This window comes from Paenibacillus koleovorans NBRC 103111 (genome assembly GCF_004000845.1).
In the GTDB taxonomy this organism is placed as follows: Bacteria; Bacillota; Bacilli; order Paenibacillales; family NBRC-103111; genus Paenibacillus_AA; species Paenibacillus_AA koleovorans.
Map to the genome: position 1 here is coordinate 13,414 of NZ_BIMA01000068.1, position 23,339 is coordinate 36,752.

The window sequence follows — 23,339 nt, forward strand, 5'->3', positions numbered from 1 at the left end:
CCTTAAATATCCCATTCACAGAGCTATCCGATTTTCGTGAAAACGCTCCGTCCGCCGGCGATCGTCTCGACGATCTCCATTCGCCCGTCCTCGCCGGCTTCGTACACGATCAGATCGGCGGGCGAACCGGGGCGCAGCGAACCAATGCCAGCCTCAGCCAAACCAAGCACTTCCGCGGGACGGAGCGATGCCATCTCGATCGCCTCGCCAAGCGAGCAGATGCCGAACCGGGCGACGTTCTCCACGCAGCGGTTCAGCGCGGTCGCCGCTCCGGCGAATATTTGGGGTTGATCCGCCATCACCAGCCGACCGTCCGGCTGCAGCAGCACTTCATATCGTCCCCGCTTCATGTACCGTCCCGGCGCGAACCCTTCGTAATGCGTCGCGTCGCTGACGATGACCGCTTTGGCCCCCTTGGCTCGGATCATGGATTTCAAGACGGCGGGAGGCAGATGATGGCCGTCGCCGACCAGGCCCGCATAGAGGCGATCCTCCGCCAGTTGGCTCCAGATGTAATTCGGATGGCGCGGAAGCACGGGATGGGAGCCGTTGCCCAGATGCGTCGACATCGTGGCGCCTGCGTCCGCAGCTGCCTGCAGTTGCTCGTCCGTCGCGCCGGTATGTCCGATCGCCGCTACAACGCCCTCGCGCACGAGTCGCCGGATGAAGTCAGCCGCTCCTGTCCGTTCGGGGGCTACCGTCACCATACGGACGCGGCCGCCCGAGGCTTCCCGCCACTCGAGATACTCCTGCGCATCCGGGTCGCGGACATGCTCAAGCGGATGCGCGCCACGCGGTCCCGTCTCGCCGGAGATGTACGGGCCTTCGACGTGTATGCCCAGGACGGCGTATGCAACCTCCGGATAAGCATCGCATGCCTCCGCGATCGTGCGGATGCACCGGAGCATGCCGCTCCGATCCGACGTGATGACCGTCGGACAAAAACGGACGACCCCTCGCGCGTACAAATATCGGACCGCCTCCGCGATTCGTTGCGGGGTCGTCTCCGTTTCATTAAAATCAACCCCGCCAACGCCGTTCAACTGGAGATCGATCAGCGCCGGCGCAATCCATCGTTGCTTCTCCGCCCCCGCAGACTCTAGTTGTTCAAGGGCTTCGACCAGGCCGTCAGCCATCTTCACACGAATGGTTCTCCCGTGAAGCCAATGCCTGCCAACCCGCTCAATTGCTTCACTCATTTCGCTGTCTCCTCCTCCAGTTCATCATCTCCGGCGGCTTCGTACGAGAGCATCGGCAAATCCAACTGCGTCAGAATGCCCGGCACGATCAAGCTGTGGATGTCCCTCGAGTCGTAACCGGGATCCTTCACCCAATCGGAAAACGACAGCATCGGATCCTCCCAGCGAAATTTCAGCTTCGGTTCCAGCACGGCCGCCAAACAGGCGTACAATCCGTAGGTGCCCGATCCGTAAAGCCTCAAGTCCGAGGACCGAATGCCGGGCAATCGACCAATCGCTTCCGCCGCCCGCAGCACATCGAAGACGCGCATCGCCGCCAGACTGTCGTCCAGCCAGTACAAGTCGCAGGCAAGCTTATGGATAATCTCATAAAAATCGAGCGGATCTTTATCTTGAATCGGATAAGGATTCAGTGCCCCTACCCCGCTCACATCGAGCACGATAGCGGCCCGGCCTTGCCCGCAGGTGCGCCGCAGCCACTCCCGGTGCCGCTGCAAATCCCTGGTCCCCTCATTCCATACAGCGATCGTGGCGGGTATCTCCTGCCCCTCCGAGTCAAGCGGCCGGAGAACCATCGCATGGCCGAGCACTCCTTCCTGCGCCCACCATGCCGCATTGTAGACCGACCACTCGCCGGTGCTGCCCGTCAGCATATTCAGGCGCGGATTCAGCTCGCACGGCTTGCGGTCTCGGTACACGCGGTCCCGAAGCCAGTCGATCGATTCCCCACGAAGCTGCTCCTGCCCGATCGACGTCAGCCGTAACCCGCGTTCTTCCTCCAAGGAGCCCAACCTCTCCCTTATGATGTCATGAACAGATTGGGCTCCTCTGCACACCAGCTCCTTATCCAGCAGCACTTGTCCACCTGCCGTGCATAACAGCAACGATCGCTCGAACGGTTCGATCCGCTCCGATGCGATCGCAGCATCAACCTCCCAAGGAGCAGCCCCGGCGAGATGCTTCGCAAAAAAACGAGCCGCTTCCCGCGCCATTCGTTGCGTGTACGCATGGATAGCGTCGTCCACGAACAGCTCCAGCCGATCCCCCGCCTCGTGCAGCTCCCACAGCCTGCGGACTCGGCTAACCGTGTCCATCGTCCCCTCGATGGGGAAGAAATCGAATGCGGCCGCGAGCACAAGCACCGGCTTGGGCGCCATTGCCAGCAAAATATCGGCGTGGTCCAATCCCGCCGCGCTGAAGCCCGGCCAAATCTGCTCCGCATCCTGGCAGCGATCCGCGTACAGAAACGCTCCTCGGCTCGTGATGAACGTGCCGGGAGCAGCGGCGGCGATACGCGAATCGGCCATCATCAGCATGCTCGTCTGCGTACCGCCGCCCGAATTACCCGTCACCCCGATCCGGCTCGCATCGATCTCCGGCCTACTGCACAAATAATCGACCGCTCGCATGTTGTCGGTCAGGAAATACCGCGCAAGACTGTCCCCGAGCGGAAGACAGCATGCGCCGGCATGATCGTGCTCGCCCACCCCGCGGCCAACTAAATAGCCGCCGACCGGGTCGATGTACTGGGAGCGCTCTCCTTGCCCTAGCGGATCAACGGCCAACACGGCGAGTCCGGCCGCCGCCAGCGTCTGGCAAACCGACTGATATTCGGGATCGAGCTTCGCCTCGTCATGATGGCCGCATACGAACAAGACGGCCGGGTGAGGACCGCCCCCTGAAGGCAAGTACAAGTTGGCAGTCACCCAGACGCCCGGTCTGGACGTGAAGCGGACGCGTTCAATGCGGCAGAAGCCCAGCTCCACGCTGCCGACCGTCTCGCCGAGCAGCGGCTCCACTCGCTCCGGCAGCCCGCCAATACTACGCAGAAACGTGCTGCGAATGCAGGCTTGTCGTTCGGCAAGCTGCTCACAAGTCTTAATCCGGCCAAGCTGTGCCTCGCCCCGATCAAAAGCTTCTCTGGACCGCTCGTAAACATGCCGTTTCAGCTGATCCCTGACATTATACAGACGCAGACGATAGTGCTCGAGATCCCTAAGCTTGTATAGGGTCATTCGCTCTCTCCACCGCCCTCCAGCAGCTCCCGGATGCGGATCGGGCGGCCTTCGGCGATCGAGCGGTTGGCCGCTGCGCCGACACATAACGACAACGCCCCCGCCATGGAATCCGCCTCGTGGCCGAGAGGATCGGGCATCGCGGGGCCGAATAGTCGCCGCTGCAGGAGCAGATCGCTTCCGCCGTGCCCGCCCGATCGCTTGGGCACCCGCTCGACCAGCGTCTCTCCGCTATGCAGATGGAGCTCAATCGTCTGTTCCGGCTCGTCCGATCGGGGACCGCTCGTGAACACCTCCGCCGTCATCCGGCCCTTCGTGCCGTGGAACACCGCCCGCCAGCCCTCGAACGGGCTATAGGAGACAAGCGAATAGTTCATCGTCTTGCGTCCTTCATACCGGACGTTCAAGGACATCGTGTCGTAGATCGTAATCGACTCGTCGAACACGCAGCCGTCGCGGATGTAGCCGTCCCGATGCTCCGCCTCCAAGTAATACGCCCGGAGCACCGGATCGGCCGACAAATCGAGATAAAACTCGCAGCCGACCGCGTGAGCGCACCCCTGGCACCGTTCGCCCCGTTCCTCGCGAGTAGCCCCGTAGAAAAGCCGGTCGCCATACGCGTACACTTCCAGTGGATCTTGACCGAGCCACCAGTTCACCATATCGAAGTGATGCGTCGACTTGTGCACGAGCAGCCCGCCGCTGTTCTCCATCCGGCGATGCCATCTGCGGTAATAATCCGCGCCATGGGATGTATCCAGATTCCACTCGAAAAGCACATGAGTCGGTTCCCCGATCGCCCCTTCCGTGAGCAGTTCCTTAATACGCGTTACGTACGGGTTATAGCGGGCGTTGAAGGTGACGATCACCTTGCGGCCGCTCGCCCGCTCCGCCTCGAGAATCGCCCGGCATTTCTCGCCGTCGATCGTCATCGGCTTCTCCGAGATGACGTCGCAGCCGGCCAGCAGCGCATCGATAATATAAAGATGGTGCGTACTGTCCGTCGTGGCGACAATGACCACATCAGGCTTGGAGTCGGCCAACATCTCCGCGAACGAGTCATACACGGGAATGCCCCCGCATTCCTCGGCGAGCCGTTCCGCGCGAATGCGATTCGCGTCGTAAAGACCGACTAGCGCCGAAGTTTCGCGCCAATCCTGGACGATAGGCTTTGCGAACATGTACCTGGCGCGTACTCCCGTTCCTGCGATTGCGTAAGTTTTCATAGGTCCCCCCCTCCGAGGCGTTGGAACGCACCACGAATAGCGCCACAAATAGGCGCGATTGCCCGGGCGCGTATCCGTATCCTAACACCGGAGCCGGTCGCTTCGATATACGAAGATGTTCAGATCGATAGCCCATCGTTATGCCTGGCGACGTTCGCTGAAGAACCGAAAATCGTTCTTAAGGATAGACCATATCTGGACCAAACCGCCCGCGATATGATGAAAACAAACTTCGACCTTATTTCGTTGGGAGAAGTCATCACTACAAGAAAGGAAGGGAATTCGTACGGAGGACCGCAACCGTTTACATTTGCGGCGACAATACCAATGGATTGGGGGCTTTACAATGTCCAGGTCAGCTGTTGATATCATCCAGTGCAGCGATGGAAGATCACCTTTTTCTACCAGCCTTTATCCCGACGGGAATCGGCCTCATCAATCCTACACGTCCGGCGGGGTTGAGTTGAACACGGATGTGAGCTACACGAACGGCTCCATTGCGTCGCTCCGGATCACCGGCAGCCCGGGGTTTAATTTCGGCACCGGCCCGGCCCAGCAAATTACGTTCGGATTCGGACAAGGCTACCTCTATCAGCATAGCGTGGGCACGCAAGTCGTTACGCACACGGATGGTTACAGCAAGAAGCTGTGGACCTTCGAGGGACAAACGTTTCACCCGGACCCTTGGAAAATTTACGATGATTCCGGCTTTCGTTATATGAAATGCACCGGCGTCAACGGGAAAGCGTTCGCATGGGATTACGGCTCCAATCTGCCCGAAAACACCAGAATCTACCTCTCGTCTCTCGCAAGAGGGTATGCCATCGGGACCGCGCCTACGGCGCAATGGAAATCGCTGCGCATTACCCCGCTCTTCGTCGGCGGCCCCGGAGGAACCTCAACAGCCGCAAGGGAAAATAGCTTTTATGTGCATGCGTTCGTAAACGCCAATCCGTTCGTCCCGACGCTGGATGTAGGCTACTTGAAGAACGGATCGCCGGCGGCCAGCCCGACTAGGCCCTGTCAGCATCCGACCAATGACGACTTGTGGACGCTGCAGACGATCAACGCGTTTTCGGGAACGTTCGACACCTTTGACGGGACGGTCTTAACCGGCTTGCAAAAGGCTGGCACCGCTTACAGCGAAATATCCGTCAATCAGAACACCAATGTTTCCATTGGAACGAGCGTACGATTTCTGGAGTCCACCTCGTCCAATCGCTGGCGTTGGCTCAATGTGCAGGACTACCTGGACAACCCTCCGCCCACCCAAGGATTTTCACGAAGCGATACGTTCTTCCAAGTCGGAAGTGCCGCGAGGCTTCAGATCAGCGATGCCGCCACGCCGGCGACAAGCACCGAGCTGTACGAGTTGCCGATCCGTGTGGAATCGCCGACTCACTTGACCTTCCCGTTCTGGCAATCCCGATTCACCAATTTCAATGGAAAATACCTTCATTACTATAACGACGCAGGCGTATACACGTTCTCCATGCCGGTTGGCATATAAAAAGCTGCGAAAGCGGAGGTGCTTCAGGTGATTGTGCTGTTTCAGAACACGATAAATGATACGACCGTCGGTACAGGCGCTCAAAGACGCGTAGCCGGCTGGCAATTCACCGCTTCTCAAACCGGGCATGCCACCACGATCACGTTGAATTTCACGGCTGCCGGTCATCAAGTGAAGCTCGGCCTGTATGACAGACCGACAACGGCTCCAGGGAATCTGCTTGGCGGCGAGTCCAATCTCGTGACGACCGTCGTGGGGACCAACGTGTTTACGCTGAGTGCGCCGGCGCCTTTGATCGCTGGGAATACTTACTTCTTATCCCCATGCGCGTCGACGTCCACCACCATATTCGGCGCCGATTCAAGCATTACGGTGCGCAGATACAACGGGCAAGTGCTAACGGCCATCACGGATCCGCTGCCGAATCCATATGGCACGTCGACCTCGACAGCCGGTTCCAGGCTTCCTTATCTCTTGATCGAGGCCACCGATGTATCCATTGCCAGCGTCACTCCCTTAGTCTCGGGACAACTGTTCACGATTACCTTTAATGACCCCACTTACATAGCGACATCGATGGGTTTCAGCGACGGGCTCGTCACCAATACCGTATCGCTCACGAACACGGGAACCCCAGGCGAATATACCGGTACGGCTCCGGCATGGGTGGATGAGCAAACCGGCCTCGCGTACGGCCCTGTCAACCTGCAAGCGACCGACGGGACGAAGCTTACGACCGTTACCGCAAGTATATACTTGGCCGAGCTCGGAATTTCCATCCGGATCCTGACCTCCGCTGCGCCCAACAACTACGGGGCTATCGCCAACTCGCCTTTTAGCCCTGCGCTTAAAGCGAACACGCAATGCCGATATACTCCTGCGCAGGTGACCGTCTACGCGGACGGCACATTGGACGACGGCGGCACGAATTTCTTCGGCTCCACCGTGGTATGGGATCGCGATCCGGACACCGGCATAACCCGCCAGTGCAGGGTTGAGATTTCAACTTAGTACGCCGTCGCATCCGCTTGCCTCGAGGGCTATACAGGAAGCCTGGCGAACTGCTCCAGCATACCCCGCGCCATGATCCGGTAGCCTTCAGCATTCGGATGCAGTCGATCCGGCATATAAGGCAGTCCGGCTTCACCCAGCACCTCAAGACCGTTCACATAGTGCAGGTTCCGGTCTCCGCAGGAACGGAGCGCTTCGACAGCCTCCACGAGCTCCGATCGCATCTGGACCAGGTTCAGACCGACGGCAAGCTCCTGCTGTTCACGGTCGGGCGAATAGATGGGCGAGATGACGGCAATCGGGATCGTCGGATGTTTCTCGCGAATGATCGAAACCAGACCGATGACCGAGGCGCGGAAAGTACGGATGTTCAGGCTTTGCTGGCCCATTACGTTGATCCCGAGACAGAGCGAGATGAAGTCGGCTTCCTGATCGCGGATCAAGCGGGCGACCATCGGCTCCAGATGACAGTTGCCGTTATAGCCCAGACAGGTCAAATCCCAGCCTCGTTCCCGGGCGACCAGAGCCGGCCAAGTTTGCGCAGGACTGGCGGCCATGGAGCATTGGGTAATGGAGCTGCCGTACGTAACCCACTTGGGACGCGAGGAAGGAGCTGCCTCCGAGAAGGAGGCGCCCTCCTCGATCTCCAAGCGGTATACCAGAATCGGACTGCGCTGCGGCAAATAAATCTGGATCTCCTTGCCCCCCGCCGGCAAATCCGCGAACACGGCGGATTTGTCGCCGGCCGGCACGGTTACCGTCGCGATGAGCTTGTCGGCAATGACGCAATCCAGTACCAAAGGCTGCTCCGACGGGGCGAAATGCACATGAACCGTCCGCGTGTCGCTGAGGAAGGCCAACCGGACTCCCGCGGCGGCTGCGGCATGTCCTCCCAATCCGTTAGGAGGAAACAGCGCAAGCTGTTCGTACGGAATTCTCCACGGCTTCATTCCCCCATCTTTACTTTCCACGGATACGGCGCCTTTGAAAAAAGCTTGTTCGATCGGAATTCTTCTCATATCTACTCCTCATCCTCTCTCATTAATCACAGCCTAACCCCGCCGCATTAGAAACGTCCTTAGCTCATAAGGTGCGATTGCGAACGAAAGCTCCTCTTCTTGCACGACAGGGCCGGAAGGCCGCTCCATCAAGTCGCATGACTGCCAGGTGCAGCTCGGTAGAGCCGCCTTCAAGCAAACCATGCCCCTCCCCCCTGCGTATTCGTGCAGTCGGATGACAATGGCGTCGGAATCCTCGGCTAGTTTGACAGCGTCGACGAGAATGTGAGGATAACCGCCGATCTGCAGAAAAGAAAATACGGACTCCGCTGCAGCTCCAGTAGTCCATGTTAACGGGTTGTTCAGCGACCACGCCTCCCGTACCGTATCGCCCGATACCCAATCCTGCTCATGCGGGAGCAAGGCATACCGGAATTCGTGGAAGCCTTGGTCAGCGGTCGCATCCGGTACCAGAGCCGATTTGATCAGCGTCAACCGCAGGACGTCCTCGCGGATATCGTAGCCGTACTTGCAATCGTTCAGCAGACTTACGCCATAGCCGTGCTCCGATAAGTCCGCCCATTGGTGACCGACCGACTCGAATCGGGCGTAATCCCAGCTCGTATTCCAGTGGGTGGGCCGCTTCAAATTGCCGAACTGGATGTCGTAGGTCGCTTCCGTAGAGCGGACAGCTACCGGGAACGCAGCCTTTAGCAGCTGTCGCTGCTCGTGCCAATCGACCCGCGTATCGAGATCAATTCGGCGGCTATCCCGGTACAAGATCAAGTCCTGATCGATCGTCGAATCCATATACCGCCACGAAAAATGCAAAACGATACGCAGCGGGCCGAGCTCGACAAGCTCAACCTTCAGCATATCCGTCACTTCCCGTTGTTTTTCCTGATAAAAAAGATCGATATCCCACGCCTCATGACGGCCCTTCGGCTTATCCTCGAACACCTGAAGCACGTTGCCTCGCGCACCTGCAGCCAACACGTCGCGGCCCGCGATCCGGTCGTATACCCGTGTCCATTGACCGGCTTCGTTCCACAACAGCTCATAATAAGGCGTCCGGATGTACCGGCGGTCCTGATCGTACTGGAAGGGGATCTCATTTGAGTCAGTCGTACTAATATCCGTCGGACTGAAATACAAGCTGAGGTATCCCAGTGACGGTGCACCGGGAATCGCGATGATCCAACCGCCGTCTCGCGCCTGCTGCGACTCGAGCGCTTTGCCCGCGCCGTCCCTCCATAATCCCTCAGCGGTCGCTATCGGAATCCCGTCCACGGCCGAGAGATGAAGAAGATCCTGCCGATTCCACCCAGCATTGTTAAACACGGTGATCGCGTGCGTCTGCAAAGCAGGACTGTCCTCGACTAGCGCCCCCGCCGCTGCTTTCCAAGCTCCTTCCACCAGGGCCGCCGCCTCCGAGTATTCCTCGCGGCTGTCCGCGTATACCTCCCGGATCGACGAACCGGGAATGATATCGTGGAACTGGTTGCGCAGCACGATCGTCCAGCTCGTCTCAAGCTCCTCGCGCCGGTACAGCGTTACGTCCTCACGCCTCAGCGACGCCAGCACGCCGAGAAGCTCGGCTTCCCGCAGCCTCAGCTCCAGCTTCCGATTGATCCGCTTGGTATATGCTTGGCTCGTATAGGTGCCGCGATGCGTTTCCAGGTACAGCTCCCCGTCCCACTTATGAACATACCGGTCCGTTTCCTGCAATCGCCTCAGCAGCCGGTCGAAATAATCGTCCACCCGCCCGCTTGTAACTCGAGGAAGACCGGGCATATCCGCGAGCCTGCGCCGCATTTCCAGCATTTCACGGTTGACGCCCCCGCCTCCGTCGCCATACCCGTATGGATACAGCAGCTCGGCGTTCCAGGCCTTATCCTTATAACCGTTCCAGATGTCATGGACGGTGCCGGGAGTCACGCGGGGATTGGGCGTCTCGATCAAATGCGTCATGATCTCCGTGCCGTCGATTCCCCGCCACATAAACGTGTCGTGCGGCATGCGATTGGTTTGATTCCAGCTCATTTTCGTCGTCATAAACGTCTCGATACCGGACTTCTTCAAGATTTGCGGGAGCGCCCAGCTATAGCCGAAGACGTCGGGCAGCCACAAGTACCGGCATTCCACCCCGAACTCCTCGCGGAAAAACCGGGTGCCGTACAGAAGCTGGCGAACCAGCGATTCCCCGCTCGGCAGGATGCAATCCGCCTCCACCCACATCGCGCCACCGGCTTCCCAGCGGCCTTCGCGGATCCGTTCTTGGATTTGAGCGTAAATCTCGGGATAATCCTCCTTGAGATACGCATACAGCTGAGGCGTCGTCTGCAGGAAAACGTAATCCGCATCAAGCTCCATCAGCCGCAGCACCGTCGAGAACGACCGCGCGGCTTTCTCCCGGGCATGGCGAAGCCGCCACAACCAAGCGATGTCGATGTGCGTATGCCCAATCCCCTGAACCGTAACCGGGTGATGGTTGGGCAGCCGCTCCAGCTCGATCCGCAGCATATCGCGGGCGGCGATCACGGATGTATAGAAGCCGTCCGAGCCCGGACGGCTCCAGTCGAGCAGCAGGAACGTACGGTCCAGCGCGCTTAGCAACAGATGCCGTTCCGGCGTATTCTCCCCAAGCTGCTTGACGGTCTCAAGCGTGACCCTGGCGGTATAGTACAGATCGTCCGTCGACTCATCCAGCCAGGTCAGCTCCGCGCGCGCAAGCTGATGCTCCATGATGCGCCCGGGGGTATACCCGCCGAGTCCCGACCATAGCCTCAGCCGCATGGAGAGCGTTGTACCCGCAGCCTGTTCCGGCAAGAACACCTCGTCGTGATTTTGATCCACGCCCTGATAAGGCTTGCCGTTCAGGAACAGCAGCGATTCGAAGCCGCTGTTGTTGCCTCCGCCCGTTGAGCCCAGATCGAAGCGGGCCAGCACTTTGCGGCCCGCCCACTCTGGAGGGACGAGCACATCAGCGGCCAGCCAGTAGTATACGTCCCGGCCTTGCCAACGGTCCCCGATAGCAATCTCGTTCCAATCTCCGTCCTCGCTAGGGTAAGCGCCGACCTCGCCGCTCTCGTCCAGCTTCCATCTCAGCTTCGGCAGATGAGACGGCTCCCGATAGCGGAATTCCGCAAGCTCCCGGATGCGGGCATCCAGCTTTTCGACGGTCCACAGCATGTACAAGTCCCCTTTCCTACTCCTCATACCGCAAGCCTTATACGGATTCCCATAGTCTTCTTGCATTCTCCAGGCCATACGCCGTGCCCATAAAGATGTCCTCAGCGCCTTCGAATTCGATGGAAATCCAGCCGTCGTAACCGCTATGCTTAACAAGCCGCAGCACCTCGATCATATCGATATCGCCGTTGCCGACGATCGCGCCGCGCAAATAATCGCCGGTCCGCGTCTGGAACCACCCTTTTCCCGGCAAACGTCCGGCCGAACGCCAATAAAAATCTTTCAGATGGATCATCGAGGCTTGCGCCAAGCAGCGCCTGACGGCGGGAACGGATGATTCGTCCGCGCACATGAAGTTGCCGACATCCATCGTCAATCGGAAGTTCGGCCGATCGACCTCATGGATCAGCCGAAGCGCCCGCTCGCTCGACTGCAGATGGAAGCCGTGATTCTCGACACTCGTCGTAATCCCATAGGGGGCCGCATAATCGGCGATCGTCCGGCAAGCGTCTGCGATCGCCTCCAAATCCCGCTCGAAATAGGCGGGCGTCGTCTCCTCCCTTGGCCGCCAGGCCGCGTCGTGGCGCATGCGAGTCGTACCTAGCCGGCGCGCGACATCGACCTCTCGCAGCGCTTGCTCGATCGCCGCCTCCCGGCTCCCGTCGCTAGCCTCGAGAAATTGTCCGCCTACCGCATAATTGGATATAGGCAGCCCTTTCCCCAAAGCATACTCCCGTATCCGCTCCGGCATCTCCGGGAGCTCCATATCGATGTAATTGCCCGGCGCGATCTCGACATGGGAGGCACCCTGCTCCGCGATCCAGTCGATCGCGCCGAACACGTCCAGCTTCCCTTCGCGGATCGCCCGGGCCAGGCTGTACGTGGTCACCCCGAACTTCATACGAACGTCATCTCCCGTTTATACATAATTCAATCCGCCCGGCATCGGAAGCGGCACCGGACAGCGTCGACGGCGCTCGTTCAATGCGGTCAGCACGAGATCGAGCTCTGCGTCTTCCGGGGCGAACAGCCACTCAATCCATTGCTGGGAGCTGAGGGTAAACCGATCGGCTCCTACCCGCACATCGACGCTCCAGTCCGCGTACTCGCCATCCGGTATGAGCGGCTCGAAGCCCTCATCCCGCATATACGGGGCGAGCTCTATAGCGACGCGCTGGGCGTCGAGTATCCGCAGCGTGCCCGACATCCGGACGTGCTCGACCGTACAGCCCGTCTCTGCCAATCTCCACGCCAGCTCCGTCTCCTGCCATGGGAGACGCACCGTGCAAGCATCAGCCCCGTGCCGATCAAGCGCATAGGCGATCAATGCGGCCGCGCCGGCGCTCTCCCCCGCCCAATCGACCAGCGCCAGCGGAGAGCCTTGCGAGCCGGTCTGCTGCCCGCTGCGGGGCACGGCGAACACCGCATATGCCGCTATTTGGCCGCCGCTCTCGGCGATATAGACTTGATTGCGCATCTTCTTGCAGCTCGCCTGCGCTTCGGAAGCGATCAAATCCGCTAAATCCCAGAGGCTGCGCTCGAAGCCTACGGGCATCCTCCGATCCAGCTCGTGCAGGCGGAACCAGTCGGACGAATCGGCGACGCGAATCGATAAGGCAGGAAGGCCATCGGTTGCCGTCCGCAACCGTTCCGCGTGCTCCGCTTCGACCTTGACCGTCTGGGAGCCGCCGAAGCGCAAACAGCGATGCCGCTCGTAGAGCCCTCGGGCGCCGGAGACTAACAGCACCGAACCTCCCGAGCGCTTCGCGTGCGAGATCGCCGCTTCCATCGTCGCGTTGGCATAACCCCGGCCTTGGAAATCCGGGTGCGTACACACTTGCCCCAGCATGAAGGCAGAGAGCGAAGCGGCGCCGATCCGGATCCGGACAGGCACGAGGCCGATAAAAGCGACCAGCTTGCCCTCTTCGAAGGCGCCGAACGACTGGCCGAGCTCCATCGAGAACGACCGGGCGAACGCCACCTCCATCGTCCGCTCGTCCGGCTCGCGGAACACTTCGTTGACGAGCCGAATCGCTTCGTCGCGTTCGGCGGACCCTATTTGACGTACGTCCATATCGCCTTACCTCCTTAGCTCCGGCGAGCCAAGACGGGAACCCGCGATCGACACGGGTTGTCCGCTGACTGCGGATTCGTGTGCCGCTAGCGTCACCTCGGCTGTCTCCAAGGCATCGTCGTACGTGGAGCGGATCCCGCTCCAATCGCCGGAGCGCACCGCCTGAACGAAGGCATCGTCCTGCACTTGGAAGTAGCTGGCTGTCTCGCTCTGGAACGTCTGCGTCTCCGTGCCTTCCAGTATCGTCAGCGTACGGCCGGAGAGTGTCAGCCTGTAATCCCGGCCGATGATCTCCACGCCGGACCGCCAGTCCGGCTGGATGCAAGTCGTGTCGATGCATCCGATGGCGCCGGAGGCGTATCCGACGCTTACGGTCGTGACGGAGGCGATCGTCGCCCCGGGTTTGTCCTCCAGCTGCCCGAACCCCATTCGGGCATAGACGGACTCGATGTCGCCGGCCAAATAACGCGTCATGTCGACCGTATGCGTGGCTTGCTCCACGAGCTGACCGCCGGACAGCGACAGCTCCCGCCACCAAGGCGTCTCCGCGAAGCCGCACATGTATTGCGCCCGGACCATCGCGATCGATTTCCCGCGCAAATATTCCTTCGCTTGCTGCGCCAAATCCAGATAGCGCAGGCAATAGCCCGCCGCTGCCAGGATGCCGGCTTCGCGGATGACAGAAGCTTTGGCGCGGATCGCCGACATATCCAGGCCGAGCGGTTTCTCTACGAACAGATGGACGCCGCGCCGAGCGGCCTTCTCCTCCAGATCGCTATGGGCGAACGGCGGCACGCACAGGAATAACGCGTCCGGCTTCTCCTGCTCCAGCATCCGGTCGACGTCCGAATAAGCGACCATGCCGTACTGCCCGGCAGCCGCTTCGGCGCGGTCCAATCTGACGTCGCAGGCTGCGACAAGCTCCGCGTCCGGGTTGGCGTGTAATGCTTTCAGATGCGTCTGGGCAATCCCCCCAACACCGACAAAAGCGATGCGAACACTCATTTCGGTCTTCCTCCCCTTCGATTATCATCGCAGCACCTTCTCTAGCGAGGCTCGTCCTCGATCAGCACGTCCAGATGACGCGACGTATCGTAGACCGCCTGAACCGGGTAAGCCTGGTAGGCGCCGATCTCAGCGGTCAGCGTATCGGCGTAACCGATTTCCCGAAGCGCCCGCATGACCGCCTTCCAGGGCACGTCGCCGGACAGCAGCGGGACGAAGCCGCTGCCGTTGCCGACGGCGCGGCGGAAATCCTTCACGTGCACCTTCCGGATGCGATTCCCCAGGATGCGAATCCACTGATCGGGATGTCCATACGGCATCACATTGCCTACATCGAAATAAACGCCGAGCCAAGGAGAATCGAATGCATCGATAAATCGCGCCATCTCCGTCGGCGATAGCAGAAACTTGTTCCACACGTTCTCCAGCGCGATCGTAACCGCATGCCGCTCGGCGATCGGCAGCAGCCGCTCCAGCTGCGCCTCGCTGCGCTCCTCCAGCGAATCGTACGAGGTCGACTCGTCCAGGCAATAGCCGGGTACCGTCAGAATCGTATCCGCCCCAAGCTCGCTCGCCGTTTCCAGTTGCTTGACCACGATGGCGTATCCCCGCTCGCGGACCTCCGGCTGTACCGCCGACAAGGAGTTGTCCCACATCAGGCCGCAGGAAAGGCTGCGGAGCTTCAAGCCGTACGTATCGGCTAGCCGCCGGATCTCCCTCAGCTCGACTGCCGTCGACGCCAGATTGGGGCCGATCGCCCCTTCAGCGCCGAGATTCAGCTCGATCGCGTCGTATCCCGCTTTTTGGGCGTGCTCGAACACATCCTCCAACGGCATCGCCTTTGGGAATGACCAATGATTGATAGATTTTAACAAGCAGCAATCTCCTTCCGTCAACCGACAGGCGCTTGCAACCAAGCCATCTACTCTTTCAGCGAGCCGACCAATACGCCTTTTACGAAATATTTTTGCAAAAACGGATATAAGAGCAAGATCGGCAAAGTCGCTACCATGACCGTCGCGTATTTGATCGTCAAGGCAACCTGGTACCGATCGGTCTGGCTGATCCCGGTCAGCATCTCTTCCATGCTGTTCGTGAGCAGCACTTCCCTCAGGACGAGCTGGAGCGGGAATAGCTTCGCATCCGTCAAGTAAATCAACGCCCCGAAGTACGAGTTCCAGTGGCCGACGGCGTAGAACAGCGACATGACCGCCATAACCGGCAACGATAACGGGATGATCACGCGGAACAGGATCGTAAAGTCGGTCGCGCCGTCGATTCTCGCCGATTCCTCGAGACTCTGCGGAACGCCCAGGAACGAAGTTCGCATGACGATAAGATTCCAAGTGCTGATTGCACCCGGGATAATGAGCGCCCAACGGGTATTGTAGAGCCCGAGGTCGTTGATCAACAGGAACATCGGGATCAGGCCGCCGCCGAAAAACATCGTGATCGTGATCATCAGCATCAGCGGATTCTTGAGCATCAAATTCCGGCGGGACAGCACATAGGCGCCCAGACTGGTCATGAACAGATTAAACAGGGTGCCGACAACCACATAAAAGATCGTATTCTGATAGCCGGTTAAGATACGTTCGTTGGCAAATACCGCCTTGTAAGCGTCGAGCGAAAATCCCAATGGGCCAAACATAAGTCCCCGATGCTTCGTCAGCTCGACGGCATCGCTGACCGATGCAAAAGCGATGTATATAAACGGGTATAACGTGGAAGCCATAATCAACAGCATAAACAACACATTGAGCGCATCGAATGAGAGTTCACCGATGCTGCGACGGGTTTTCATCGTGCCTGCCCCCTTACCATAAGCTCGTCTCCGACACGCGTCGGCTGATCTTGTTGGCCAGGACGAGCAGCGTGAAGTTGATGACGGAGTTGAACAGCGAGACCGCCGTGCTGAAGCTGTAGCTCGACTCCAGAATGCCCTTGCGGTAGACGTAGGTCGAGATGACGTCGGCACTCGAGTAGGTGAGCGGATTGTACAGCAAAATAATTTTTTCGTGACCGACGCTCATCATGGAACCGAAGTTCAAGATCAGCATGATGATCACGATCGGCAAAATGCCGGGCAGCGTAATATGCAGCGCCATCTTCAAGCGGCCCGCACCGTCGACCTTGGCGGCTTCATACAGCGTCGGATCGATATTCGCAATCGCAGCCAAGTAAATAATCGCCGACCAGCCGAGCCCCTGCCAAATGCCGGAGCCGACATAAATCGTCTTGAACCATTCGGGCTTCTGGAGGTACGGAATCGCATCGCCGCCGAACATCACGATCAGTTGATTGATCAGCCCGTCGCGCGTCGTGAAGTCCGTAATCATGCCGGCGATGATGACCACCGAGATGAAGTGGGGCAAATACGAGATCGTCTGCACAAGCCGCTTGAACAGATTCAAGCGAATTTCATTCAATAGCAAGGCGAACAAAATCGGCATCGGGAAGCCGAAGATCAGCTCATAAACATTGATAAGTAGCGTGTTTTTGATGAGCCGCCAAAAATAGTAGCTGTCAAAGAAGGCTAAAAAATGTTTGAAGCCAACAAATGGGCTAAGTAGAAACCCTACACTCGGACTATAGTCTCGGAAAGCGATTTGCAATCCATAAATAGGGACGTAATGGAAAATAATGTAATAAGCAACGACGGGAAGGGCCATCATATAAACAAATCGGTTCCGTCGCAAATCCCGCAGCAGCCGCACCCCGTATGGCGGGAGGACGACGTCGCCGCCCTCCGCCTGTCCCGTTGCGCTGCTCCTCCATTGATTCGGCAGTCGCATGGTTGTCTCCGTTCCTTGTATGAAATTTCGTCCGTCCGGTGTTATCTCGCGTTATAACGCTGTAGAGCCGCTTGCTGAATCGCGATCGCGCGATCGATGCCCATATTTTTCAGCGTTTTGACGAAGTTGTCGAATTTGTCCATCGGCTCTATGCCCATGACGAACTTGTCCAGCATTTCTTTGGTGAACGTCTTGATGTCGTTCATGATCGCCGCATATTCGGAGCTTTCCTCCGGAGTCGGCGTCAAGCGCGGAAGATGCTTCTGGTTATCCGCGTTCATCCATACATCGAGCGAATGTCTGCCGTTTCTGGACGTCGCCGACTTCTGCTCCATCCAGCGTTTGTCCTGCACGAACGGACCGTAGGCAGAAGAAAGCGTCATCCGTCCCATCAAGTTATTGTCATTGAGCGCTTCCGGAATGAACTTCGGATAGTTGTTCTCCATCTTGTACGTTTCGCCTTCGATGCCGAAGTTGAACAGCATATTGCCTTCCGGACCGTAGTTGAAGTCCATCCATTGCACGAGGGCCGGAATGTTCTTCGCCGACGTCGTGATAGCGGCACCGTTGCCTGTAAAGGCGGGATCCTTCTGCCCGATGATCGGCTTCGTGCCTTTGGTCATCACCGGGTAAGGAGCCGCTTTCATCTCGAACGTAGGATGTTTGCCCTCCATCAGCGCGTTATAACGGCCGACCGTGTATTGTACATGCGCGCCGAGCTGGTCGCCGGTCAGCTTGGCGTCACGCAGCTTCGTGTCCATCGTGGCGTAGTCGGGATCGATGAGTCCTTCCTTGTACCACTTGTTCAGCGTGGCGATGTACTCTTTGAACTGCGGCTCCAGCATGCCGTATTTGACTTTGCCGTTTTCCTGGTAAAATTCGTTCAGGATGCCCCAGGCCGATTGGAAGCCGAGCTGATCCCACTTGTAGTACAGCGGCACTTCGTCCGCCTTGCCGTTTTTGTTCGGGTCGCCGTTCTTAAACGCTTTCAGCACCGTGTACCATTCATCGATCGTTTCAGGCGTCTTGAGACCCAGGTTGTTCAGCCAGTCCTGGCGCATGGCGATGCCCATGAACGTCAGCAGGAACGGGTCCCCGCGATAGAACGGGAAGGAGTAAATCGCGCCGCTGTCCGTGCTGATTATCTTCTTCATCTCCGGATTTTCTTTCAGCAGCTTGGAGAGATTCGGCGCATACTTATCGATGTATTCATTAAGCCGAATGATTTTGCCGTCCTTGATATACTTCTCCGGTCCGCCGGGCAAGCTGATCCATCCCGCTTCGATGATGTCCGGCAAATCCTTGGACGCCATCATCAGGTTGAACGCCTCGTCGCTCTGCGGATGAATGAACTCGGCGACTACCCCTGTTTTTTCTTGCTTTTTCTTGTAGGCGCCGTGTTCGCTGAGGTTTTTGATCGATGCCGCCGAATTGCTGTTCAGATACACCCAGTATTTCAGCTTGTCGATCTTTTCGACCGGAGCTGCCGTCTGCGACGACTGCGGCGCCTGCGACGGAGACGGCGAGCTGCCAGACCCCCCGTCCGAGCTGCAGCCTACGAGAGCCCCGATGAGCGGCAATGCAACCGTTGCCCTCACCCACTTCTTTTTGATGAACGTCCCTTTCATTCTCTGAATCCTCCTCAAGATTGGATAGGATACGAGGTACGCTCCCGCGTTTCCCCGACTTCATCATGCCTCAGCCATTCCTCCGTGCCTATACTCCAAGCTTCCGTTCCGTGCGCTGAACTTCATATTCCGATGGGCATTCGTTCATGACCTTTCTTCATTCTTAAGATGCTCGCGATATTTGCCCGGCGTGACGCCGACGTACTTCTTGAAGACGCGGATCAAGCCGGCATCCTTGGCGTATCCGACCGACTCCGCGATCCGGTTCAGGCTTAGCGCTTCATCGTGCAGCAGCCGCTTCGCATGCTCGATGCGCACCCGTGCCAAATAATCGGCGAGATTAATGCCTTTGTACTTCTTGAAAAAGCCGGACACATACTGCGGCGTCAGCCGGAAGTGATCGGCGATGGAGATCAGGCTAAGCGAATTGTCCGCGTACCGCTCCTCGATATAGGCGCCGATGCGATCCGCAAGCACCGTCCCGGGGTCCTGCTGGGTAGATTCCACGCCTTCGCATATTTTTCGATAAATGTCGCGGATTTTCTCCTGCATCTCGCCCAGCGTCGAGCAGCTCGACAGTTCGGCGAGCGGGTCGAAATCGTGCTTGAACGCGGAACGTATCCGATCCGACGCATCGTTCCATATTTGGATCAAAGTGCTCATCATATTAAAATACAGCAGCCGGCCCATCTCGAGCGAAATTTGCCGCGACTTGAAATTCATCTCGTCCACGTGGTTCAGCAAATGCTCGGCCTGTTCATAGTCGCCGGCCCGGATCGCGTTGGTCAGCTGCAGCTCCACGTCGAGCGGGTAATAGTAGCGGGCTTGAGCCTGGTCGATTTCGCGATAATGCGTCACTCGATTTTTCCCTTTGACAATCCGGTAATCGACAGCCGCCATCGCTTCGTTCAGACAGGTGCGGATCTCGGGGAACCCATGCTTGACGTTGCTGACGCCGATGCTCGCCGCGATGCCGAACTTGCGATCGACAAACACCTTCAGATTCTCGATCGCCGCCTCCAACTGAACCGAATGCTCCGCCGAGTCACCGGTGTTCAAATTCACGAGCAGCACGAGTCGGCTCCGATCCGTCTCGACCACGTAGACATGGTGCCGCGCCCCGAACAGCTCTTGGCTGACATTGGTCACGACGAATCGGACCATCGCCCATTGCCGTTCGTCGTCCTCGCCGGGAAACTTCTGGAAATCATCCACGTCTACTACGATAACCGCGAATTGGTCGGACACGAACCGGATGCCCACGAATTGCAGCGATTCCGCATTCATCGTCTTCGGATCGACCAGCCCGCGAAGCAGCCGGTTCAGGAAATTCGCTTGAATGGCCGGCGCCTGGAGATCCAGCAGCGTCTGCAGCTCCTCCTGGGAGCGCCAAGTATGCGACAGCGTCTCTTCGATCAGCAGGAACTCGCTCCGCCGCCTCCGGTCGGTCCCCTCCTCGCGTTTCACGATGGAATCGACCAGCTGGTTGATCGGACTGTACAGCCGCTTGGCCAGAACGTACGCTCCGCCGATCCCGAGCAGCAGGCAGATGCCAAGCAGCGTCAGCGCAAGCGACTGCACCCCGTGCACCGTTTCCATCAACGTCGCCCTCGGCACAAGAGAGACATACCGCCAGCCCGTCTCCGGAGAGACAACCGTCGTAACCGTCAGCTCCTCCCCATTGATCCGGGAAATGTAGGAAGCTTCGCCGACTGTCGGCTGCTCCGATCCAGGGAACATCACTTCGTCGAAATTCAGACTATCCAGCCGGTCGTCACCGCTGGACTCCGCCAGCAGCCGCCCCGTCTTGTCCGCGATAAATATTTTGGCTTGGTGCGCTCCTGTGAGGTTTTCCAGCAGCTCCCGGATGCGCTTCTCCTGGATCAAAACGACAAACGCCCCTTGCGACGAACCGCTCTCCCCGTACGGGATCGGCCGAATGTAAGTGATAACGCGCTCCGGGACATCCTGCCGGTTCTTCTCGGTGACTGCCATCACCGGCAAGTACAGCGCTTCGGGCCCGCTGCTTTGCAGAAATCCCCGCCACTGCTGTTCGGTGAGCCCTTCGTATTTATAGAAATTATTGTAGAAGACGCTGGCATCGCTTTTGACCGTCGGCGTCACAACCGTATCCTGTTCGCGAAAATACACATACTGCTGTTCAATAAACTCGTTGGCCATCGAATAGTGAGCTAACGAGTCCATGATCTCTTTGTACTCGTAAGGGGTCGGCGCGCCCATTGCCTGTGAGCGGCCGAGCAGCAGCTCGATTTTGGGCCGGAACGAAACTTTAACAGCCAGCTGCTCTACTTCCCGCAGCCGGCTGTCCATCATCATACTAATTTGTTTCAGCATGGCCGTATTCGACCGGTTCACGTCCTCTTTGAGAATCCCCTGCATGTTCTGGTACAAGGCGATCGTCAGGAGCGTCGGGAACAGCAGGACGAGGATCAAGGCCAGCAGCATCGCCGCAAAAAAACTCATGTTTCGCTTCATGTTGTAGCCACCGCCGTTTTATTCGTAGAATCGAAACAAAGTATCGAACAGGATCAGATGGTGATCCAGAATCTCGTCGTGCGTACACCGAAGCCGTCCGAAATCGAGCCCCATGTTCGTCTCGTACGTGCAGCTGATTCCTCCGCATACATGGTGCATGGCGGCGTCGAACGTTAACTCGGTGGGACGGTCCCTGTCCTCCGGTCGCTCTTCGCGCTCATTCACCAAGTATTCGAGCCCGCGGGCCAAACATGCCTCCCGCACGTTTCGCGCGAAACGTGCCGTTTCTTGCCGTACTTTTCGCGGCATGTAAGCGGTGTCAAGGATGTGATTCACGCAATTGTCTCCGCCATGCAAGTGAAGGCAAAAATCGGCCGCCTCCCGTTCCGCGATCTCCAGCAACAGCTTCGTCTCCTTCGCCATCGGATCGTAAAACCGGTCATAGGCGATATTGACGCCGTCGTCGTTGAAGTAGCCGCCCAGATGAGCGACATGCTCCTTGATCGGGTGAACGCTTTTGCATTGCGGCCATCCGCATAGCGTCCCGTCCTTCCAGGTCCCCTGGACGTAGTAACGGAACGTGTCGAAGTCGAGCCCGACCAGCGAATCGACCGGCACACGGGCGCGGCCGTCCGGGTTGGCGCAGGGAACGAGGATTAGCCGGAAGCGATCGCGATGATTATAGAGATAGTTCCACTCCTTGCCCCGATAATCCTTCCCCGTCTCGAGCACCTGGATCAAATTCAGAATGGCGGCAACCCCTTCCAGCTCCCCGCCATGCACCCCGCCGAGCAGGTACAGCACCGGTTTGGCGTCTTCCCGTTTGTCCGCGTAGTAGCGCACGTCGCCGGCCCCGCAAGCCGAGCTGTAATTCGCCTGCCTCTTGAAATCTTGCTTCTCGCCGTAAGTCGCCAGGTAGATCGGCCGTCCGCCCGCGGAATATCCGGCGATCGTCGTCTCGCCTGCCTGTACACCCTGTATTTGCCTTTCCACATCCGCTAATGTCGTCTTCCAAAACTCCGGAATTACAGCCTGTTCGGCCATTATGGTTCCACCCTTCCTCGTCCTTGTTGCCTATATCCATCCTACCCCGAACGGACTTTAGGCAACATGTGCTGTTCTTCCGATGGATGTTCGTTTCTTCCGGTCGAGGGAGAGCAGGTGTATTTAGCGGGGCTAGGAAGCTCGGCAGTTCCAGAATTGTGCCAGGATTCCACGTTTAGTTTAGCAAACCGAGGTTCTGTTAATACCTGTGAATCGTGAAATGGGTGGCTAGTGTGGGGAGATGGGGGGGGGCGGGGCAATGTTGTCAGGTTAGGGACTCCAACAGCGGCGAGTAAGCGGACCATACGGCCCTTATTTGTGAACAAAATGACTATTTTACGGGGTCAGCGGACATACGATGCGTTATTGGGGCCAAAAGTGAGGTTTTGAGGGGTCGAAAGGGCAAATAAGCGCATCTGTGTCCGCTCCGAGCTCGGCCTGACGAAACACCCACGCCCTTTCCCTTCAAATAAGCATAAGGAACGGCAACCGGTCGTTTGGACCGGCTGCCGTCATGTGATGATCTTCGAGACATGCAACATCTTATAATTAATCGATAAACTGCACGTGCTGCAGCAACCGCTTCAGCATGACGGAGATTGGCAGCCGGCATCTGAGTGACGGACGACTGGGCATCCCGGTTCACGATAACGGTATACGATTTCTGTGTCCCGTTCAGAGCGGTGACCGAAATCGAGATCGTGTTTGCTCCTTCGCGGAGCGTCAGCTGCCCGCTCGACGTACCGCTCGCAACCGTCTGCGAAGGGTCGCCGTTTGCGCTCAACGTTATCGAATCCGATGTGTCTGCGGTAACGGGCATGACCGTTATGAAGGAGACGTCTTGAGACACACGAGCCGAATAGCTGTCCGTATTTCCCGCGAAAGCAGGACTAAGCGTACCCGCCGAGAGTGACAATCCGCTCAGCTCCGCAGCCGATGTGTCCAGTCGGAAGCGGTTCGACTGCGCGTTCACGGTGTTGCCGGCGGCATCCTCCGCCTTAATGTGCAAGTACCAAAGTTCTGTCACCAAGGTATTGCCAGGCAATCTATGAACCTAAGAACACAACTCGGGAAGCTGGATTCTCGAGTACTGTACTTAAGTTCATAGTTGGAGGGAATGGGGGAAATATTGCGAAATTTGTTTCA

At 58.2% G+C, this 23,339-nt stretch carries 17 protein-coding genes; 2 read left to right on the forward strand and 15 right to left on the reverse strand.

The annotated features are described in order from the left end of the window. Nucleotides 1–23: 23 nt before the first annotated feature. Genes PKO02S_RS20475 through PKO02S_RS20485 form a run of 3 tightly spaced genes read right to left on the reverse strand, consistent with a single transcriptional unit; the run spans nt 24 to nt 4,440 of the window. Nucleotides 24–1,199 (reverse strand): N-acetylglucosamine-6-phosphate deacetylase, encoded by a 1,176-nt coding sequence (locus tag PKO02S_RS20475; protein ID WP_127585706.1) that lies wholly within the window; start codon nt 1,197–1,199, stop codon nt 24–26. Beyond that, on the reverse strand, nt 1,196–3,214 hold the full coding sequence (locus tag PKO02S_RS20480) for an alpha/beta hydrolase family protein (RefSeq protein WP_164821582.1): 2,019 nt from the start codon (nt 3,212–3,214) through the stop codon (nt 1,196–1,198). Before PKO02S_RS20480 ends, PKO02S_RS20475 begins: the two co-directional genes overlap by 4 nt. Next, a complete protein-coding gene (locus tag PKO02S_RS20485) occupies nt 3,211–4,440 on the reverse strand; it encodes a Gfo/Idh/MocA family protein (protein ID WP_127585708.1) in 1,230 nt (409 codons plus the stop codon). Before PKO02S_RS20485 ends, PKO02S_RS20480 begins: the two co-directional genes overlap by 4 nt. A 346-nt stretch (nt 4,441–4,786) precedes the next feature. Between PKO02S_RS20485 and PKO02S_RS20490 the strand changes: the two genes are divergently transcribed. Next, a complete protein-coding gene (locus PKO02S_RS20490; protein ID WP_127585709.1) occupies nt 4,787–5,950 on the forward strand; it encodes a hypothetical protein in 1,164 nt (387 codons plus the stop codon). 27 nt (nt 5,951–5,977) lie between these two features. Beyond that, nucleotides 5,978–6,961 (forward strand): hypothetical protein, encoded by a 984-nt coding sequence (locus PKO02S_RS20495; RefSeq protein WP_127585710.1) that lies wholly within the window; start codon nt 5,978–5,980, stop codon nt 6,959–6,961. A 29-nt stretch (nt 6,962–6,990) separates the two neighbouring features. On the opposite strand, the gene PKO02S_RS20500 is transcribed toward PKO02S_RS20495, so the two are convergent. The 12 genes from PKO02S_RS20500 to PKO02S_RS20555 form a co-directional block, all read right to left on the reverse strand. After that, nucleotides 6,991–7,980: an SGNH/GDSL hydrolase family protein gene (locus PKO02S_RS20500; RefSeq protein ID WP_127585711.1), complete on the reverse strand. Its 990-nt coding sequence runs from the start codon at nt 7,978–7,980 to the stop codon at nt 6,991–6,993. Between the two features lie 33 nt (nt 7,981–8,013). Continuing rightward, nucleotides 8,014–11,151, reverse strand: coding sequence for an alpha-mannosidase (locus PKO02S_RS20505; RefSeq protein WP_127585712.1), 3,138 nt, complete (start codon nt 11,149–11,151; stop codon nt 8,014–8,016). A 37-nt stretch (nt 11,152–11,188) separates the two neighbouring features. Further along, nucleotides 11,189–12,052 (reverse strand): sugar phosphate isomerase/epimerase family protein, encoded by an 864-nt coding sequence (locus PKO02S_RS20510; RefSeq protein ID WP_127585713.1) that lies wholly within the window; start codon nt 12,050–12,052, stop codon nt 11,189–11,191. A gap of 18 nt (nt 12,053–12,070) precedes the next feature. Beyond that, complete coding sequence (locus PKO02S_RS20515; protein ID WP_127585714.1) at nt 12,071–13,225, reverse strand: GNAT family N-acetyltransferase; 1,155 nt, start codon at nt 13,223–13,225, stop codon at nt 12,071–12,073. 6 nt (nt 13,226–13,231) lie between these two features. Continuing rightward, on the reverse strand, nt 13,232–14,230 hold the full coding sequence (locus PKO02S_RS20520; protein ID WP_127585715.1) for a Gfo/Idh/MocA family protein: 999 nt from the start codon (nt 14,228–14,230) through the stop codon (nt 13,232–13,234). Nucleotides 14,231–14,271: 41 nt separating this feature from the next. Beyond that, nucleotides 14,272–15,105 (reverse strand): sugar phosphate isomerase/epimerase family protein, encoded by an 834-nt coding sequence (locus PKO02S_RS20525; protein ID WP_127585716.1) that lies wholly within the window; start codon nt 15,103–15,105, stop codon nt 14,272–14,274. A gap of 47 nt (nt 15,106–15,152) precedes the next feature. Next, entirely contained in the window at nt 15,153–16,034 is an 882-nt protein-coding gene (locus PKO02S_RS20530; RefSeq protein ID WP_127585717.1) for a carbohydrate ABC transporter permease, read from the reverse strand. A 13-nt stretch (nt 16,035–16,047) separates the two neighbouring features. Beyond that, nucleotides 16,048–17,025, reverse strand: a complete 978-nt coding sequence (locus tag PKO02S_RS20535; RefSeq protein WP_127585718.1) for an ABC transporter permease — start codon at nt 17,023–17,025, stop codon at nt 16,048–16,050. Nucleotides 17,026–17,066: 41 nt separating this feature from the next. Then, the gene (locus PKO02S_RS20540; protein WP_127585719.1) at nt 17,067–18,653 is read right to left on the reverse strand and encodes an extracellular solute-binding protein; all 1,587 of its coding nucleotides are present in this window, start codon (nt 18,651–18,653) and stop codon (nt 17,067–17,069) included. A 144-nt stretch (nt 18,654–18,797) separates the two neighbouring features. Beyond that, nucleotides 18,798–21,149: a helix-turn-helix domain-containing protein gene (locus PKO02S_RS20545; RefSeq protein WP_127585720.1), complete on the reverse strand. Its 2,352-nt coding sequence runs from the start codon at nt 21,147–21,149 to the stop codon at nt 18,798–18,800. Between the two features lie 18 nt (nt 21,150–21,167). After that, nucleotides 21,168–22,193: a M14 family zinc carboxypeptidase gene (locus PKO02S_RS20550; RefSeq protein ID WP_127585721.1), complete on the reverse strand. Its 1,026-nt coding sequence runs from the start codon at nt 22,191–22,193 to the stop codon at nt 21,168–21,170. Between the two features lie 331 nt (nt 22,194–22,524). Beyond that, nucleotides 22,525–23,220: a cadherin-like beta sandwich domain-containing protein gene (locus PKO02S_RS20555; RefSeq protein ID WP_164821583.1), complete on the reverse strand. Its 696-nt coding sequence runs from the start codon at nt 23,218–23,220 to the stop codon at nt 22,525–22,527. Nucleotides 23,221–23,339 lie beyond the last annotated feature (119 nt).